The organism is Pseudomonas sp. LPB0260 (genome assembly GCF_013388395.1).
Map to the genome: position 1 here is coordinate 1,577,179 of NZ_CP058247.1, position 17,824 is coordinate 1,595,002.

The 17,824-nt window shown below is 68.9% G+C and carries 13 protein-coding genes; 5 read left to right on the forward strand and 8 right to left on the reverse strand.

The genetic code is table 11. From position 1 onward, the window contains the following. Window positions 1–70 precede the first annotated feature (70 nt). From LPB260_RS06920 to LPB260_RS06930, 3 genes are all read right to left on the reverse strand, one after another. Entirely contained in the window at window positions 71–2,563 is a 2,493-nt protein-coding gene (locus LPB260_RS06920; RefSeq protein ID WP_208707960.1) for a bifunctional diguanylate cyclase/phosphodiesterase, read from the reverse strand. Between the two features lie 43 nt (window positions 2,564–2,606). Next, a complete protein-coding gene (locus LPB260_RS06925; protein WP_208707961.1) occupies window positions 2,607–3,647 on the reverse strand; it encodes a spermidine/putrescine ABC transporter substrate-binding protein in 1,041 nt (346 codons plus the stop codon). A 100-nt stretch (window positions 3,648–3,747) separates the two neighbouring features. Then, on the reverse strand, window positions 3,748–5,061 hold the full coding sequence (locus LPB260_RS06930; RefSeq protein ID WP_208707962.1) for an MFS transporter: 1,314 nt from the start codon (window positions 5,059–5,061) through the stop codon (window positions 3,748–3,750). Window positions 5,062–5,248: 187 nt separating this feature from the next. On the opposite strand from LPB260_RS06930, the gene LPB260_RS06935 reads away from it, so the two are divergent. Further along, window positions 5,249–8,086, forward strand: coding sequence for an AMP-binding protein (locus LPB260_RS06935; RefSeq protein WP_208707963.1), 2,838 nt, complete (start codon window positions 5,249–5,251; stop codon window positions 8,084–8,086). A gap of 65 nt (window positions 8,087–8,151) precedes the next feature. Here LPB260_RS06935 and LPB260_RS06940 read toward each other — a convergent pair whose 3' ends face one another. From LPB260_RS06940 to LPB260_RS06950, 3 genes are all read right to left on the reverse strand, one after another. Then, entirely contained in the window at window positions 8,152–8,622 is a 471-nt protein-coding gene (locus LPB260_RS06940; protein WP_208707964.1) for a glycine zipper domain-containing protein, read from the reverse strand. Between the two features lie 50 nt (window positions 8,623–8,672). Next, the gene (locus tag LPB260_RS06945; RefSeq protein WP_208707965.1) at window positions 8,673–9,152 is read right to left on the reverse strand and encodes a glycine zipper 2TM domain-containing protein; all 480 of its coding nucleotides are present in this window, start codon (window positions 9,150–9,152) and stop codon (window positions 8,673–8,675) included. Between the two features lie 284 nt (window positions 9,153–9,436). Further along, window positions 9,437–10,525 carry a substrate-binding domain-containing protein gene (locus LPB260_RS06950; RefSeq protein ID WP_208707966.1) on the reverse strand — a complete coding sequence of 363 codons (1,089 nt, stop codon included), beginning with the start codon at window positions 10,523–10,525 and terminating at the stop codon, window positions 9,437–9,439. A 202-nt stretch (window positions 10,526–10,727) separates the two neighbouring features. Between LPB260_RS06950 and LPB260_RS06955 the strand changes: the two genes are divergently transcribed. The 4 genes from LPB260_RS06955 (at window position 10,728) to LPB260_RS06970 (ending at window position 15,992) form a co-directional block, all read left to right on the forward strand. Continuing rightward, on the forward strand, window positions 10,728–11,222 hold the full coding sequence (locus tag LPB260_RS06955; RefSeq protein ID WP_208707967.1) for a formate dehydrogenase subunit gamma: 495 nt from the start codon (window positions 10,728–10,730) through the stop codon (window positions 11,220–11,222). After that, on the forward strand, window positions 11,219–12,808 hold the full coding sequence (locus LPB260_RS06960; RefSeq protein WP_208707968.1) for an NADH-quinone oxidoreductase subunit NuoF: 1,590 nt from the start codon (window positions 11,219–11,221) through the stop codon (window positions 12,806–12,808). The genes LPB260_RS06955 and LPB260_RS06960 overlap by 4 nt, the downstream gene beginning before the upstream one ends. A 15-nt stretch (window positions 12,809–12,823) precedes the next feature. Next, the gene (gene fdhF / locus LPB260_RS06965; RefSeq protein ID WP_208707969.1) at window positions 12,824–15,667 is read left to right on the forward strand and encodes a formate dehydrogenase subunit alpha; all 2,844 of its coding nucleotides are present in this window, start codon (window positions 12,824–12,826) and stop codon (window positions 15,665–15,667) included. Window positions 15,668–15,749: 82 nt separating this feature from the next. Beyond that, window positions 15,750–15,992, forward strand: a complete 243-nt coding sequence (locus tag LPB260_RS06970; protein ID WP_256625539.1) for a formate dehydrogenase subunit delta — start codon at window positions 15,750–15,752, stop codon at window positions 15,990–15,992. A gap of 91 nt (window positions 15,993–16,083) precedes the next feature. Here LPB260_RS06970 and fdhD read toward each other — a convergent pair whose 3' ends face one another. Together fdhD and yrfG are read right to left on the reverse strand one after the other, a co-directional pair. Continuing rightward, complete coding sequence (gene fdhD, locus LPB260_RS06975; protein WP_208707971.1) at window positions 16,084–16,923, reverse strand: formate dehydrogenase accessory sulfurtransferase FdhD; 840 nt, start codon at window positions 16,921–16,923, stop codon at window positions 16,084–16,086. A 124-nt stretch (window positions 16,924–17,047) separates the two neighbouring features. Then, complete coding sequence (gene yrfG, locus LPB260_RS06980) at window positions 17,048–17,704, reverse strand: GMP/IMP nucleotidase (RefSeq protein WP_208707972.1); 657 nt, start codon at window positions 17,702–17,704, stop codon at window positions 17,048–17,050. Window positions 17,705–17,824: the final 120 nt, after the last annotated feature.

Sequence of the window (17,824 nt, forward strand, 5' to 3'; positions counted from 1 at the left end):
ACTGCCGGCGGCGCCGCCTGTGCGCGGGCTCCGGCGGTCCGGCGTCCCGGCGGTCCGGCGCTCCGGCGCCTTAGCCGGGCCCGACAAGCCCGCAGGTCTGGGCGGTGTCTTGGCGCGCCTCGGGTAGCGGCTGGCCGATCAGCTGCTCGATCTCTTCGGCCGGGCGCGGGCTGCTGAACAGGTAGCCTTGCAGCAGGTCGCAACCTTCGGCGAGCAGGAAGGACAGGTGGCTCTGGTCCTCCACGCCCTCGGCGACCACCTGCATGCCGAGCGAATGGGCCATGGTGATGATGGCCGAGAGGATCACCCCGTTGTTGTTCTCCTGCAGGTTGAGAATGAAGCTGCGGTCGATCTTGAGGATGTCGATCGGCAGGGTCTGCAGGTAGCTGAGCGAGGAATAGCCGGTGCCGAAATCGTCGAGGGCGATCTGTATGCCGAGCTCGCGCAGGGCGTGGAGGTTTCCCAGTACCTGTTCGCGGCCCTGCAGGACGGCGGTTTCCGTCAGTTCGATATAGAGCTCGTCGGCGCCCAGCTGGTGCTTGCGCAGGAGCCGGGAGATCTGCCTGGCGAAACCCGGCTGGGCCAGTTGCACGCTGGAGACGTTGACCGCGACCCGCAGCCGCGGCAGGCCGCGCTGTTTCCAGGCGACCAGCTGGCGCGCGGCCTGCTCCAGCACCCAGTCGCCAATGGGCAGGATCAGGCCATTCTCCTCGGCAATCGGAATGAACTGGTCCGGCGGCACCATCCCCAGCTCCGGGTCGTTCCAGCGGATCAGCGCCTCCACCGACTTCATGCGCAGGCTGCGGCTGTCGACTATGGGCTGGAACTGCAGGTGGAAGTTGAGCGCCTCCACCGCGCTGTGCAGGCGCTGGTCGAGCAGCACGCGCTCCTGGGAGCGCGCGGCGATGGCGCTGGAGAAGAACTGGTAGGTGCTCTTGCCGCGGGTCTTGGCCTGATACATCGCCAGGTCCGCATGCTTGACCAGGTCTTCCACGCTCCTGCCGTCGTCGGGGTAGATGGCGATGCCGATGCTGCAGCCGATATAGCACTCGCTGCCTTCGAGGTCGATCGGCTCGGCCAGCGCCGCGATGATGCGCTCGGCCACCGGGCCGGCCAGCTGATCGGCCTCCGGGTGGCAGAGCAGCAGGGTGAACTCGTCGCCGCCCAGGCGCGCCATGTCGCGGCCGACCTCGATGCCTACGGGGCGGCTCAGGTAGTCGTAGCCGCGCAGGTTGGCCTGGAAGATCTCGGTCACCTTCACCAGCAGGCGGTCGCCGGCGGCGTGGCCGAGGGTGTCGTTGACGTGCTTGAAGTTGTCCAGGTCGAGGAACAGCAGGGCGAAGCGCCCTCCGTGCTGGCGCGCCTGCTCGATCTCGCGGCGCAGGGTCTTGATGAACATCAGGCGGTTGGGCAGCCCGGTCAGGCTGTCGCTGTAGGCCAGGCTGCGGATCTGCTCGTTGGACTGGTACAGGGCCAGGCTCATCTGGTTGAAGGAGCGACTCAGCTCGCCGATCTCGTCGTCGTTCTGCACCGGCACCTGCACCAGTTGCTGGCGCTGGCCGAGCGATGCCAGGGCCTTGTTGAGGCGCTCCACCGGCCGCAGGAACTGGCTGCGGATCACCAGCAACAGCAGCGGCACGGACAGGCCGATGGCCGCCAGGCAGATCAGCAGCACCAGATTGCCGATGGTGCGCGATTCGTCGAGCAGCACGGCCTCGGGGATCAGCAGGTGGATCCACAGGTCATCGCTCAGGCGCCTGGCGCGGTGCAGGTAATCCTGGTCGGCGAGCTGGACCCAGCGCTCTGCGTTTTCCGTCGAGGTCAGCGGCGACAGGTCGAGCTGGCTCAGCCCCGGTAGATGCTCGATTTCCCGGGAGGCCGCCAGAGGCCGGCCACGGGCGTCGCTCAGGAGCATGCCGCCCTGGGGCCAGGGCGAGGGCGACAGGGTGTCGAGCAGCGCCTGCAGGCTGACGGTCAGGCTCAGGTAGCCGCGCAACTGCGGCGTGGCGTTATAGGAGTCGAGCGAGAGGTCGATCAGGTGGACGGCCCGCGTCACATAGAGCGCCAGCTGTCGATTGTCCGGGTTGATGGCGATGAGGTTGACGTTGGCGTCCCGCTTGGCGCCCCGCATGGCCAGGAAGAAGGGGCTCTGCCCTTCCTCTTCGGTCAGGTTGGCCAGCGCGCCGTCGTCGACGCGCAGGTCTTCGAAGCCGTCCGGCAACAGCACGCGGATCTCGTAGTACTGCGGGAATACCCCCTGGATGCTGCTGAGCTTGCGCTGCAACGGTCGCTGCAGCAGGGCATAGCGCTCTTGCGCATCGCCGGCCAGCAGGTACTTCTGCAGCAGCGGGTCTTCGGCGAACAGCTGCACGTTGGCGCCGGCGCTGTCGATCAGCTGGCGCAACTGGGCGTCGACCCGATCCAGCAGCAACTGGGTCTGCTGGTCACCGCGCTGCTGGGCGCTGTGCTTGAGCTCGACAAAGGCCAGGAAGCCCGCCAGCAGCAGCGGGGCGGTGATCAGGGGCACGACCAGCAGGGGCAGGCGTATGCGCAGCTTCATCATGGCCTCACATGGCCGGAGCTTTAGGGTTCAAAGGCGCGGGCGCCTAGTTCAGAACGCGGGCACTGATCTGGTTGCGCAAACGCTGGGCGCGGGCTGGCTGCTCGGTATAGAACTCGGATGTGGTCAGGCTGCCGGCATCGGGATAGATGCTCGGATCGTCCAGCATGGCCTTGGGCAACAGGGCCCGGGCCGCGTGGTTGGGCGATGCGTAATGGGCGAACAGCGCCTGCCGGGCGGCCTGGGTCGGCTCGTTGAGAAAGTCGAGGAAGGCATAGGCCAGGTCGACGTCCTGCGCCTTGGCGCCCAGGGTGAAGTAGTCGACCCAGAGGTTGCCGCCCTCCTGGGGCAGCACGTAGCGCAGCTTGTCGTTGTATTCCCTGAGCATGAGTGCATCGCCGTTGTAGATGATGGTGGCGACGATCTCGCCGCTGAGAATCGGCGAGTGCTCGTCGAGGGACACGGCGTCGTAGGTGCGCACGTGGGGTTTCTGCTCGAGCAGCAGCGCTTCGGCGGCCTTGAGTTGCGCCGGGTCGCTGCTGTTGAGCGAGTAGCCGAGGGCCTTGAGGCTGGCACCGATGAATTCGCGGCCGTCCTCGAGCATGGCAATCTTGCCCTGCAATTCCGGGGCCGGCCGGAGCAGTTGCAGCCAGCTGGTGATCGGCGTGCTCACCAGGTCGCTGCGATAGAGGATGCCCAGGGTGCCCCAAAAATAGGGCACGCCATAGTCCTGCGCGGCGGGAAAGGCCTGCAGCCAGCGTGCGTCGAGGTGCTTGAAGTTGGGCAGGCGGGCATGCTCCAGCGGGGCGATCCAGCCGCGTTTGGCGTAGCTGGCCAGGTCGCTGCCGGCGACCAGAATCAGGTCGTAGCCCACCGCGTCGTTCTCCATCAGCAGGCGGGTGCGGTCGTCGTCGGAGCTGTACAGGCTCTCCACCACCTTGACCCCATGCGCCTTCTCGAAGGCCTCGACCACTTCCGGAGCCAGATAATCGCCCCAGTTGAGGATCGTCAGCTGGCGCTGGCTGGCCTGGCCGAGCAGCGGTAACAGCACCAGAATGGTGCATAGGAGGAAGCGGTTTTTCTGCATGCTTAGGCGTCCCTGTTATAGCTATCGGCGTTGTTCAAGCGTAGCTGCCTTTTTGCCACCTTGGTCCAGCCCAGGGGGCTCAGCCCCGGTACCCCGTGGGTCAGCGGGCTGTCGCTGCGCTGACCGGCAGATCGGCCAGGGCGGCGCGGCGGCCACGCTTGAGGTCGACGCTGGCGAGGATCAGCAGGCCGAGGACGAAGTAGCCGCCGGTGATCAGGATCGCCAGGCGGTGGTCGCCGCCGGACAGCCAGCTGGTCAGGCCGTAGGTCATCGGGCCGAGGATCGACGACAGTTTTACCGCCTGGCCCCACAGGCCGAAGAACTCAGCCAATCGCGTCGGCGGCGCCAGCAGGCCGACGATGGCGCGCCCCGCCGACTGGCTGGCGCCCATGCACAGGCCGGCGATATTGGCCGCCAGCCAGAACAGCGGCGGCCCCTCGGCGGCCCAGGCCAGGCCGACCATCAGCAGCCAGCCGAGCAGGGTAAGGGCCAGGGTGGCGCGATGGCCGAGACGGTCCTGCAGATAGCCGAACAGCACCGCGCCGATGGAGGCGGTGACGTTGACCAGCAGGATCAGCAGCAGGGTGTCCTGGGTGGAGAAGCCCATCGCCTGGTTGGCGTAGATCGCCGCCAGGGTGATTACCGCGGCGATGCCGGCCTGGTAGCAGACGGTGCAGGCGAGAAAGCGCAGCAGGTCGCGGTAGCGCCGGGTCTCGCCCAGGGTGCGGGCGAAGCGCCGCCACGCCACGCCCGCGTCATGCCGCGCGCCGGGCTGCAGCTGCGGCAGGCTGCGCTCGCGCAGGAAGAGGAAGGTCGGCAGGCTGGCCAGGGCGAACAGCGCCGCGGTGATCAGCATGCACACCGGCACGAACTGGGCGGCCGTATGGCCCTGGGCCTGGGCCCAGGCGACATAGGCCAGGCAGCTGCCGAGGCTGACCAGGCCGCCGATATAGCCCAGGCCCCAGCCCCAGCCGGAGACCCGGCCGATGGCGTCCTCGCGGGCGATTTCCGGGAGAAAGGCGGCGATCAGGTTCTCGCCGCAGCCGAAGCAGAAGTTCGACAGCAGCAGAAAAAGCAGCGCCAGGCCCAGGGCGCCCGGTCCGGCCAGCGCCAGGGCGGCGGTGCCGGCGACGCAGCCCAGGGTGCTGTACAGCAGCAGGCGCTTCTTGCAGGCGAAGGCGTCGGCGTAGGCGCCCAGCAGCGGCGCGCCGATGATCACCAGGGCGTAGGAGAGCGACAGGCCGCTGGTCCAGGCCAGGGTCGCCCAGCTGGCGCCACCCGCGACCACGGCGACGAAATAGGCGCTGAACACCGCGGTGATCACCACCGTGGTGTAGCCGGAGTTGGCGAAGTCGTACATCGCCCAGGCCCAGGCTTCTCGGCGGTCGACGCCGCGGGCGAGGCTGGCTGACATGGGGAATCTCCATTTGGCTGCGGCGATGGGGCAAGCCTAGCCGCGGCTGACGCAGGCGGCGAGAGGGGCTGCGGCTATAACCACGGGCCTGTTATGGGCCAGAGTTATTATCGCCCTGGCCGGCAAAGGCTTATGGTGCTTAGGCGAGGGTGTTCGCCAACGACCGCCCATTGCTGAGGAGTCGCCGATGAGTCGCCTGCCTCATGCCACAGCCAACGATGCGGATGACCGAGGGACGGCGCAGAAGCTGCTGGAGATAGTCCGGCAAACCGTGCTCGAGTTGCGCCCGCATGCCGCCGATGAGGCGGCCATCAGCCTGCACAGCGTGCTCGATCGCGACCTGGGCCTGGACAGCCTGGGCCGGGTCGAGCTGTGGTCGCGCATCGAGCGCGAGTTCGGCGTGCGCCTGCCCGAAGCGCTGTTCGCCAGCGCTGACACCCCCCAGGACCTGCTCGTGGCCCTGCGCGTCGAGCGCGGGGTGGTGCCCGAGCCGGAGCCCGCCAGCGAACCCGAGAGGGTCGCAACGGCGGCGGATCGGCGCACCCCGGAGCAGGCGCAGACGCTGATGGAGGTGCTAGACTGGCATGTGCGCGCGCATCCGCAACGCTGCCATGTGCGCCTGCTGGGCGACGGCGAGGCGAGCGACGACATCAGCTACGCGGCGTTGCAGCGGGGTGCCCAGGCGGTCGCCGTCGGCCTGCAGCAGCGCGGCCTGGAGGCCGGGCAGCGGGTGGCGCTGATGCTGCCGACCGGGCGCGACTTCCTCTTCGGTTTCTTCGGCATTCTCCTGGCCGGTGGCGTGCCGGTGCCGATCTATCCGCCGATGCGCCTGTCGCAGATCGAGGACCACCTGCGCCGCCAGGCCGCCATCCTCGGCAACGCCGAGGCCAGCATGCTGATCACCGTCAGCGAGGCCAAGCTGCTCGCCCATCTGCTCAAGCCCCAGGTGCCGAGCCTGGGCGAGATCGCCAGCGTCGCCGAACTGTCCGCGAGCAGCGGCGCCCTGCGCGCCCAGCCCCGCCAGGCCGGGGACCTGGCCTTCCTGCAGTACACCTCCGGCAGCACCGGCCAGCCCAAGGGGGTGATGGTCAGCCACGCCAACCTGCTGGCCAACCTGCGCGCCATGGGCAAGGCCCTGAAGGTCGACGCCGAGGACGTGTTCGTCAGCTGGCTGCCGATGTACCACGACATGGGCCTGATCGGTGCCTGGCTCGGCAGCCTGTATTACGGTTTCAACCTGGTGCTGATGTCGCCGCTGGCCTTCCTCGCTCGCCCGGCGCGCTGGTTGCGGACTATCCACCAGTACCGCGCGACCCTGTCGGCGGCGCCGAACTTCGCCTACGAGCTGTGCCTGAGCAAGCTCGATGCACGCGACCTCGAAGGCCTCGACCTGAGCAGCTGGCGCCTGGCGCTGAACGGCGCCGAGCCGGTCAATCCGGATACCCTCAAGCGCTTCGCCGAGCGCTTCGCCGGCTACGGCCTGTCACCGGCGGCGTTGATGCCGGTCTATGGGCTGGCCGAGGGCACCCTGGGGGTGACCTTCCCGCCGCTGCAGCGTGGCCCGCTGATCGACTGGGTAAGCCGCGGGCCATTCCAGGCCAGCGGCCAGGCGCAGCCGGTCGAGCCGGACAGCGCCGATGCGCTGCGCTTCGTCTGTTGCGGGCGGCCGCTGCCGGGGCATCAGGTGCGCGTGGTCGACGGCCGCGACGTGGAGCTGCCCGAGCGCACCGAGGGCCATGTGCAGTTCAGGGGGCCTTCGACCACCGCCGGCTATTTCCGCAATGCCCAGGAGAGCGCGCGGGTTCGGCATGGCGAGTGGCTGGACTCCCTCGATCTCGGCTACATGGCGGGCGGCGAGCTCTACCTCAGTGGCCGCGCCAAGGACCTGATCATCCGGGGCGGGCGCAACATCTACCCCTATGACCTGGAGACCGCCGTCGGCAACCTGCAGGGCCTGCGCAAGGGCTGCGTGGCGGTGTTCGGCAGCGGCGCCGCCAGCCATGGCGGCGAGCGCCTGGTGGTGCTGGCCGAGACCCACGAGCAGGACAGTGCGGCGCGGCGTGACCTGCAGCAGGCGATCAGCCGCGTCGCCGTGGACCTCACCGGGGTGGCGCCGGACGATGTGGTGCTGGCGCCGCCGCACAGCGTGCTGAAGACCTCCAGCGGCAAGATCCGCCGCGCCGCCAGTCGCGAGCTGTACGAGCGCGGCGAGGTCGGCCAGCCGCGCCGCGCCGTGTGGCGGCAGCTGCTGCGCCTGGGCCAGGCGGCGCTGGGTGCCCAGGCCGGACGTCTGCTGCGGGCGCTGGGCGCCTTGCTCTACGCCGGTTATTTCTGGGCCCTGCTGCTGATCATCGCCAGCCTGACCTGGCTGGCGGTGGCGCTGCTGCCGCGGCGCAGCTGGTGCCGACGCCTGACCCGGGTGGCGGCGCGGGGCTTCCTGCGCCTGGCCGGGGTGCCGTTGAGCACCAGCGGCCTGGCCCAGCTGCGCGCGTCCGAGGTACGGGTGCTGGTCGCCAACCATGCCAGCTACCTGGACGGGGTGGTGCTGTGCGCCGTGCTGCCGCCGACCTTCAGTTTCGTCGCCAAGCGCGAGCTGGCCGAGCAGTTCGTCGCCGGGCGCTTCCTGCGCCGGCTCGGCACCTGCTTCGTCGAGCGCTTCGACGTCCAGCGCGGCGCCGCCGATGCCGAGGCCCTGGCGGCGACCCTGGCCAGTGGGCAGTCGCTGCTGTTCTTCCCCGAGGGCACCCTGAGCCGCGAGCCGGGGCTGCAGCCGTTTCGCATGGGCGCCTTCGTCCTCGCCGCGCGTGCCGATGTGCCGCTGCTGCCGATAGCCCTGGGCGGCACGCGCATGGTGTTGCGCGACGGCCAGTGGTTCCCTCACCGGGGCGAGGTCCGGGTCAAGCTGTGCGGCCAGTTGCTGGCCGACGGTCACGACTGGCTGGATGCGATCAAGCTGCGCGACAAGGCGCGGGCGGTGCTGCTGCAGCAGCTGGATGAGGCGGATCGGCTGCTGCTGGCCGGCTGAGCCCGGCAATCGCGCCCAGCAAAAAGCCCGCAGCAGGCGGGCTTTTTGTGTGTCGGCCGAGTGGCTCAGTGGTGTTTGTGCTTCTTGTGCTTCTTGTGTTTGTGGCCATGGTGATGGCCGTGGTCGCCGTGGGAGTGGCGATGGCCGTCATGGTAGTGGCCACGGTCATCCTGGCGGTTGTCGTTGGCGATGACGTTGCCCAGGGCACCGCCGGCGGCGCCGCCGAGGCCGGCGCCGATGGTCGAGCCGGTGCTGCCGCCGACCTTGCCACCGATCACCGAGCCGCCGGCGGCGCCCAGGCCGCCGCCGATGGCCGCCTCGGTCTTGTTGCCGCGCGGTGCGGTGATCACCCCACCGGCGGCGCCGCCGAGGCCGGCACCGACGGCCGCGCCGGTGCTGCCGCCGACCTGCTGGCCGATGACGTTGCCCAGGGCGCCGCCGACACCGCTGCCGATGGCGACCTTGGTGCTGTCGCCGGCGAAGGCGAGCGGGGACGCCAGGGCGCAGAATGCCAGGGCGGTGAGAAGTGTGCGCATAGGGTCGATCTCGCTAAGGTGGAAAGGGCTTGGTCCGGGGGCGATCGGTTTCAGTCGTCGTCGTGGTCGTGACCGTGATGCCAGCCGTGGCGCTTGCCGTGCTTGTGGTGCTTATGCTTGTGGCGGTGGCCATGGTGATGGTCGTCGCGGTAGTGGCGGCGGTCATCGTAGCGGCTCTTGTTGCCGTAGTAGTTGCCCAGGGCGCCGCCACCGCCGCCGCCGATCGCGGCGCCGATCAGGCCGCCGGTGGTGCCGCCGACCTGGCGACCGATGACGTTGCCACCGGCGCCGCCCAGGGCGCCACCGATGGCCGCCTCGGTGCGGCTGCGGCGGTCGGCGCCGACCACGCTACCGGCCGCGCCGCCAACCCCGGCACCGATGGTCGCGCCGGTGTTGCCGCCGACCTGCTGGCCGACCACCGCGCCCAGGACCCCGCCCAGGGCGCCGCCGATTCCGGCTTCGCTGGTGCCGGCCATGGCCGCGCCACTGACCAGGCCCAGGGACATCAGGAGGATCGAGAAATACTTCATGGCTGGGAGGACCTCTTGGTGAACATGGCGGCGATCCTCGGGCCGCGTGACGGTCCGCGCAAGCGCCTGCCGACGAGCTGCACGACTTTGCTCGCAGTTCATAAATATTTGTTTTTTGCGGAGAACTCCGGCGATCTGTGGCGGTCTGAGGCTTCTTGGTCCGGCCAGGATGGGGCGTTTTTCGCCGCGCCGGCAGTGGCGTACTGATGGCTACCCTCGGCCCGCTCCCGGCACCTGTCGGAATGTCCCAGGCCTTGCCGGAGCTGGGCGAGTGGCGCGCGCGGCTAGAGCAGGTTTTCCTTGCGCCATTGCTCCAGGGCCTGGGCCAGTGGCAGCACCTCGCCGGGACGGCTCAGGGCGTAGCCCGGCAACTGGCTGATCTGCGCCTGGAACTGCGGGTTCTGCAAGACCTTGAGCAGGGCGCCCATGGCCGGCAGGCCGAGGCTGTCCTCGCGGCACAGCAGGCAGTAGTTCTCCCGGGCCATGGGGATGAAGGTCAGGCCGAACTGGCGCGCCGCCGCCTCGACGCCGAAGCCGGCGTCGGCCATGCCGCTGGCCACGTAGGCGGCCACGGCGGCGTGGGTGAACTCCTCGTTGTGGAAACCCTTGATCGCCGCGCTGTCCAGGTTGTCGCGACGCAGCAGGCTCTCCAGCAGCATGCGCGTGCCCGAGCCCTGCTCGCGGTTGACGAAGCGCAGGTCGCCGCCCGCCAGATCGGCCAGGCCCTGGACGCCGCGTGGGTTGTCGGGGGCGAGGATCAGGCCCTGGGTGCGCATGACGAAGGTGATCACCCGCAGGTCCGGCCGCAGCCAGGGCTGGATGCGGCTCATGCTCAGGGCGCCGAGCGGGCCGAAGGGCACATGCAGGCCGGCCACCTCGCAGTCGCGGCGGTGCAGGGCGATCATCGCCTCGCTGCCGCTGCGGAACTGCACGTCCCACTCCCAGCTCGGGTCCTGTTCCAGCCATTCGCGCAGCGCCGCCACGGCGAAACCGTGGCTGGCGAAGATGCGCAGGCCCGGGTTGCCAGCCTGCAGCACCCGGTTGAGCTCCAGTTCCAGCTCGCCGGCCAGGTTGTCCAGTTGCGGCGACAGGCGTGCGCGAATCCGCTGGTCGGCCCACAGCAGCTTCTCCCCCAGCGGCGCCAGGCGTGCGCCCTTGCCGCGCTCCAGGTCGATCAGCGGGCTGCCGAAGAACGCTTGCCATTTGCCCAGCAGGTTCCAGGCGTGACGGTAGGAGTAGCCGACCCGGGCGGCGGCCTCGGTGAGCTTGCCGGTGTCGTGCACCGCTTGCAGCAGCTCCAGGCCCTGGGGGTCGAGGCTGCTGCCGTCACCCTGGTGGAAGCGCCAGCGGGGTTGGATTTCGATACGGATCATATGCTCGGTACTTCATATTTGATCGGGGGGTGGCCCATGATACTTTGCCTCATCGGGGCTTTTCTGTGCCCGAGTATAAGAACTTTATTTCATATGTGGCGAGCCAATAGGCACCGCCAGAGATAACCGGTCCATATACCGTGAATGGATCGAGTCGTCTCCCCGACAGCACCGGCTATGCCTGCCGGCTGGAGCAACGAACATGGCCACTCTTCCCCAGCGCTTCGACCCCGAGCAGTGCCAGGCCGTTACCCGTGAGGTACTGGCCGCCCACCGTGGTCAGCCCGGCGCACTGCTACCCATCCTCCACGACATCCAGGACCGCCTCGGCGCCGTGCCGCCCGAGCTGCTGCCGATGATCGCCGAGGACCTCTGCCTGTCGCGCGCCGAGGTGCATGGGGTAGTCAGCTTCTACCACGACTTCCGCGCCAGCCCGCCCGGGCGCCAGCACCTCAAGCTGTGCCAGGCCGAGGCCTGCCAGTCGATGGGGGTCAAGGCGCTGACCGCCGAACTGGAGGACAAGCTGGGCCTGCAACTGGGCGAGACCCGCGAGGACGGCAGCCTGACCTTCGAGGCGGTGTACTGCCTGGGCAACTGCGCCTGCGCGCCGAACGCCATGCTCAACGGTGAGCTGCACGGGCGGGTCGACGCCGAGGACCTGCTGGCCCTGCTGGCAGAACAGGAGGCACAGGCATGAGCGAGGCGAACATGAAAGCAGGCACCCTGACCGTCTACGTGCCGCGTGACGCCACCGCCCTGAGCCTAGGTGCCGACCGCGTGGCCCAGACCATCGCCGCCGAGGCCAAGGCGCGCAACCTGGAGATCAAGCTGGTGCGCAACGGCTCGCGCGGGCTGTTCTGGCTCGAGCCCATGGTGGAAGTGGCGACTCCGGCCGGCCGCGTGGCCTATGGCCCGGTCAAGGCCAAGGACGTGCCGGGCCTGTTCGACGCCGGCTTCCTCGAAGGCAAGGAACATGCCCTGGGCCAGGGCCTGACCGAGGAGATCGACTACCTCAAGCGTCAGGAGCGCCTGACCTTCGCCCGTGCCGGCATCACCGATCCGCTGTCGCTGGAGGACTATATCGCCCACGACGGCTACCGCGGCCTCAAGCGCGCCCTGGGCATGAGCCCCGAGGCGATCGTCGCCGAGGTCACCGAGTCCGGCCTGCGCGGCCGTGGCGGCGCGGCCTTCCCCACCGGCATCAAGTGGCGCACCGTGCTCGGCTGCCAGGCTGAGCAGAAGTACATCGTCTGCAACGCCGACGAGGGCGACTCCGGCACCTTCTCCGACCGCATGGTGATGGAAGACGACCCCTACGTGCTGATCGAGGGCATGACCATCGCCGGTCTCGCCGTCGGCGCGACCAAGGGTTACATCTACCTGCGTTCCGAATACCCGCATGCCGAGGCGGTGCTGCTTGAGACCATCAGCCGTGCCAGCGCCGCCGGCTACCTGGGCGACGACGTGCTCGGCAGCGGCAAGGCCTTCCACCTGGAGCTGCGCCGCGGCGCCGGCGCCTACATCTGTGGCGAGGAAACCGCACTGCTGGAGAGCATCGAAGGCAAGCGCGGCACCGTGCGGCCGAAGCCGCCGCTGCCGGCCATCGAGGGCCTGTTCGGCCAGCCTACGGTGATCAACAACGTGATCTCCCTGGCCTCGGTGCCGATCATCCTCGACAAGGGCGGCGCCTACTACAAGGACTACGGCATGGGCCGCTCGCTCGGCACCCTGCCGATCCAGCTGACCGGCAACATCGCCCGCGGCGGCCTGATCGAGAAGGCCTTCGGCGTCACCCTGCGCGAGCTCCTCTACGAATACGGCGGCGGCTCGGCCAGCGGCCGGCCGATCCGCGCGGTACAGGTCGGCGGCCCGCTGGGCGCCTACCTGCCGGAGTCGCAGTTCGACACCCCGCTGGACTACGAGGCCTTCGCCGCCCTCGGCGCGGTGCTCGGCCACGGCGGCATCGTGGTGTTCGACGACACCGTCGACATGGCCGACATGGCCCGCTACGCCATGGAGTTCTGCGCGGTGGAGTCCTGCGGCAAGTGCACCCCGTGCCGGATCGGTTCGACCCGCGGCGAGGAGCTGCTCGAGCAGATCATCGTGGCCCGTTCCGAAGGCCCGCAGCCGGGTCGCATCGAGCTGCTCAAGAGCCTCTGCGACACCATGCTCGGCGCCTCGCTCTGCGCCCTCGGCGGCATGACGCCCTATCCGGTGATGAGCGCTATCAACCACTTTCCCGAGGACTTCGGGGTGTCGCCAGACACCACCGAAGCCCGCTGATCCGGAGGCACTCTCATGGCCCTGTATCGTGAACTCGACTATGGCACCCCCGCCCGCACCGGCGCCCCGGTAACGGTGGAAATCGACGGCACCGCCATCACCGTGCCGGCCGGCACCTCGGTGATGCGCGCGGCCCAGGAGGCCGGTATTGCCGTGCCCAAGCTGTGCGCCAGCGACAGCCTCGAGCCGTTCGGCTCCTGCCGCCTGTGCACCGTGGAAATCGAAGGCCGCCGCGGCTATCCGGCGTCCTGCACCACCCCGGTGGAGCCGGGCATGAAGGTGCGCACGCAGAGCCCGAAGCTGGCCGAACTGCGCCGCGGCACCATGGAGCTGTACATCTCCGACCACCCGCTGGACTGCCTGACCTGCTCGGCCAACGGCAACTGCGAGCTGCAGGACATGGCCGGCGTGGTCGGCCTGCGCGAGGTGCGCTACGACCCGGTGAAGACCCACCTGGCCGAGGCCAAGGACGAGTCCAACCCCTATTTCAGCTACGACCCGGCCAAGTGCATCGTCTGCAACCGCTGCGTGCGCGCCTGTGAAGAGGTGCAGGGCACCTTCGCCCTGACCATCGACGGTCGCGGCTTCGATTCGCGGGTGGCCGCCGGCCAGGACGAGGACTTCCTCGACTCCGAGTGCGTGTCCTGCGGCGCCTGCGTGCAGGCCTGCCCGACCGCCACGCTGATGGAAAAGTCGGTGATCGAGATGGGCCAGGCCGAGCGCAGCGTCACCACCACCTGCGCCTACTGCGGCGTCGGCTGCTCGTTCAAGGCCGAGGTCAAGGGCAACGAAGTGGTGCGCATGGTGCCGAACAAGGATGGCCACGCCAACCACGGCCACTCCTGCGTCAAGGGCCGCTTCGCCTGGGGCTACGCCACCCACCCGGACCGCATCAAGGCGCCGATGATCCGCGACAGCATCGACCAGCCCTGGCGCACCGTCAGCTGGGACGAGGCGATCGGCTACGCGGCCAAGCGCTTCAAGGACATCCAGGCGCAGTATGGGCAGAACGCGGTCGGCGGCCTGACCTCCTCGCGCTGCACCAACGAAGAAGCCTACCTGGTGCAGAAGCTGGTGCGCGCCGCGTTCGGCAACAACAACGTCGACACCTGCGCCCGCGTCTGCCATTCGCCGACCGGCTATGGCCTGAAAGTCACCCTCGGCGAGTCGGCCGGCACCCAGGACTTCGACTCGGTGCTGGAAGCCGACGTGGTGCTGGTGATCGGTGCCAACCCCACCGACGGCCACCCGGTATTCGCCTCCCAGCTCAAGCGCCGCCTGCGCGAGGGCGCCAAGCTGATCGTCGCCGACCCGCGCGGCATCGACCTGGTGCGCAGCCCGCACATCAAGGCCGAGCATCACCTGCAGCTGCGCCCCGGCAGCAACGTCGCCCTGCTCAACAGCCTGGGCCACGTCATCGTCACCGAGGGCCTGGTCAACGAAGCCTTCGTCGCCGAGCGCTGCGAGCGTGATGCCTTCGAACAGTGGCGCGACTTCGTCGCCGACCAGCGCCACAGCCCCGAGGCCATGGAAGCCAACACCGGCGTGCCGGCCGCCTCGGTGCGCGCCGCGGCGCGTCTGTACGCCACCGGCGGCAACGCGGCGATCTACTACGGCCTGGGCGTGACCGAACACAGCCAGGGCTCCTCGACCGTGATGGCGATCGCCAACCTGGCCATGGCCACCGGCAACATCGGCCGCGCTGGCGTCGGCGTCAACCCGCTGCGCGGGCAGAACAACGTGCAGGGCTCCTGCGACATGGGCTCCTTCCCCCATGAGCTGCCGGGCTATCGCCACGTCTCCGACCCGGTGATCCGTCCGCAGTTCGAACAGGCCTGGGGCGTGACCCTGCTCGACGAGCCGGGCCTGCGCATCCCCAACATGCTGGCCGCCGCCCATGCCGGCACCTTCAAGGGCATCTACATCCAGGGCGAGGACCCGGCGCAATCCGATCCGGACACCCAGCACGTCACCGACGCGCTGAAGGAAATGGAATGCGTGGTGGTGCAGGACCTGTTCCTCAACGAGACCGCCAAGTTCGCCCACGTGTTCCTGCCGGGCGCCTCGTTCCTCGAGAAGAACGGCACCTTCACCAACGCCGAGCGGCGTATCTCGCCGGTGCGCAAGGTGATGCCGCCGCTGGCCGGCAAGGAAGACTGGGAAGTGACCGTGGCGCTGTCCAACGCCCTCGGCTACCCGATGAACTACACCCACCCGTCGCAGATCATGGACGAGATCGCCAGCCTGACCCCAACCTTCACCGGGGTCAGCTACGCCAAGCTCGACCGCATGGGCAGCATCCAGTGGCCGTGCAACGACGAGGCGCCGGACGGCACGCCGATCATGCACGAGGACGCCTTCGTGCGCGGCAAGGGTCGCTTCATGGTCACCGAGTACATCCCCACCGAGGAGCGCACCTCGCGCAAGCGGCCGCTGATCCTCACCACCGGACGCATCCTCTCGCAGTACAACGTCGGCGCGCAGACCCGCCGCACCTCGAACAGCTCCTGGCACTCCGAGGACGTGCTCGAACTGCATCCGGTGGACGCCGAGGACCGCGGCATCAAGGACGGCGACTGGGTCGGCATCAACAGCCGTGCCGGTGAGACCGTGATGCGTGCGGTGGTGACCGAGCGCATGCAGCCGGGGGTGGTCTACACCACCTTCCACCATCCGGAGTCCGGCGCCAACGTGATCACCACCGACAACTCGGACTGGGCGACCAACTGCCCCGAGTACAAGGTCACCGCGGTGCAGGTCAGCAAGGTCGAGGCGCCGTCCGAATGGCAGAAGGAGTTCCAGAGCTTCACCCAGGAGCAGCTCGACTTCCTGCCGCGGATCAAGGTGACCCAGCTCTGACCGACGCCGGCGGGCCCTCCGGGTGAGGGCCCGCCGACATTCTTCCTCCACTCTTCGAGCGCAAAGAGGTTCGCAGATGGGCATGAACGCCACGCAACTGATCAAGATGGCCAACCAGATCGGCGCCTTCTTCGCTTCCCAGCCGAATCCCGCGCAGGCCCGCGCGGATTTCGCCCTGCACCTGAAGAAGCAATGGGACCCGCAGATGCGCACCGCGCTCTACGCGCACATCGACGCCAGCAGCGGCGAGGGCCTGAGCCCCTTCGTCCTCGAGGCCATGCAGGGTGAGCGCGAGCATATCGAGCCGGTGGCCCGGAGCGCCTGATCGATCGGTCGGCACCTGGCCTGGTTCAGGTGTTGCCTACAACAAAAAGCCCGCGCGATGCGGGCTTTTTGTTGTCTGGACCAGACCGGGTTTAGCCCCCGCCGGCAAACGGCGCCGGGCTGTATACCCGCGGGGCGCTGTGGTGCGGCAGGTGGATCAGGTTGAGGTGGTGGCGGCGTGCCCATTGCACGGTGAGGCTGGTCGGCGCCGACAGGCTGACCAGGGTGCCGATCCTGGCGCGCACCGCCTTGTGGATCAGTTCCAGGCTGCAGCGGCTGGTGACCAGGGCGAAGCCTAGCTGCGGCTCGAGGCGCTCGCGCAGCAGGGCGCCGATCAGCTTGTCCAGGGCGTTGTGGCGGCCGATGTCTTCGCGGCACAGGCGGATCTCGCCGCTGCCGTCGACGAAAGCCGCGGCGTGCAGGGCGCCGGTCTGCCGGGCCAGGCGCTGCGCGCTGCCGATGCGCTCGCGCAGCCCCTGCAGGTGTTCGGCCGGCGGCAGCGGGCTGGCGGTCAGGGTGTCGAGTTGCGGCAGTGCCTGCTCCAGCGCCTCGACGCCGCACAGGCCGCAGCCGCTGGTGCCGGCCAGGTTGCGCCGATGCTGCTTCAGGGCCCAGAAGGCGCGGCTGCTGATCTGCACCTCGGCGCTCAGGGCGGCGCCGGCGCGTTTGACCTGGATGTCGTAGATGTCGTCGAGGCCGTCGACCAAGCCGCCGCTGAGGCTGAAACCGGCGACGAAGTCCTCCACCGCCGAGGGCGAGACCATCATCACCGCGTGGCTGATGCCGTTGTAGCTGATCGCCAGGGCGCATTCCTCGGCCAGCACCGCCTCGCCGCGCGCGCCGGCGCCATCCAGTTCCTGGTAGGCGTAGGCATCCCGGGGCTGGTCGTTGGCGCTTTCGCCTGTCGGCGAGTCGAGTGCGGCGCGCGGCATGTTCGGCGTTCCGTAAGGGTTATGGGCCTAGCCTAAGCCCGTGGGGCGCGGGCGTCTAATGCTGCGCGCGGCGATGCCGAGCGCAGGCAGCCGCGGGTCGCTTTTGCCGACGGCCGGGCGCGCTTCATGGCAGCAGCGCGCGGTAATCCTCGACCGCGGCGAATTCCTCGGTGTCCTTCGGCCCCTGGCGGCTGTCCGGCTGGCGCACCGCCAGCAGGTGGGCGACGCCGAACTCGCGGGCGCTGCGCAGCACCGGCAGGCTGTCGTCGATGAACAGGCTGCGCGCCGGGTCGAAGGTCAGGTCCTGGCGCAGGGCGTGCCAGAACTGCTGGTTCTCCTTGGGGAAGCCGTAGTCGTGTGAGCTGATCAGGCGTTCGAAGTAGGGCGCCAGCTCGATGCGCTCGAGCTTGAGCGATAGCGAGTCGCGGTGGGCGTTGGTGATCAGCACCACCTGCTTGCCGGCGGCGCGCAGGGCGGCGAGGAAGGTGTCGGCATCCGGGCGCAGGGCGATCAGCTCGGCCACCTCGCGCTTGAGCTCGCGGATCGACAGTTTCAGCTCGCGGGTCCAGAAGTCGGTGCAGTACCAGGTCAGCTGGCCGGCATGTTCGCGGAACAGCGGCAGCAGTTCGGCGTCGGCCAGTTCACGACTGATGCCGTGGTGCTCGGCGTAGCGCTGCGGCAGGTGCTCGAGCCAGAAGTGGTTGTCGAAGTGCAGGTCGAGCAGGGTGCCGTCCATGTCCAGCAGGACGGTGTCGATCTCGCTCCAGGGTAACGGCGGCATGGCAGGGTCTTCGGCGTCTGGTGCGGAGTCTGTCGCGATTCGGTCGGCGGCCGTCGTCCATCGCGCAATCTCCGGCGGGGCTAATGGAAAAAGCCGGGGTATGATAACCCGCCCGGTCAT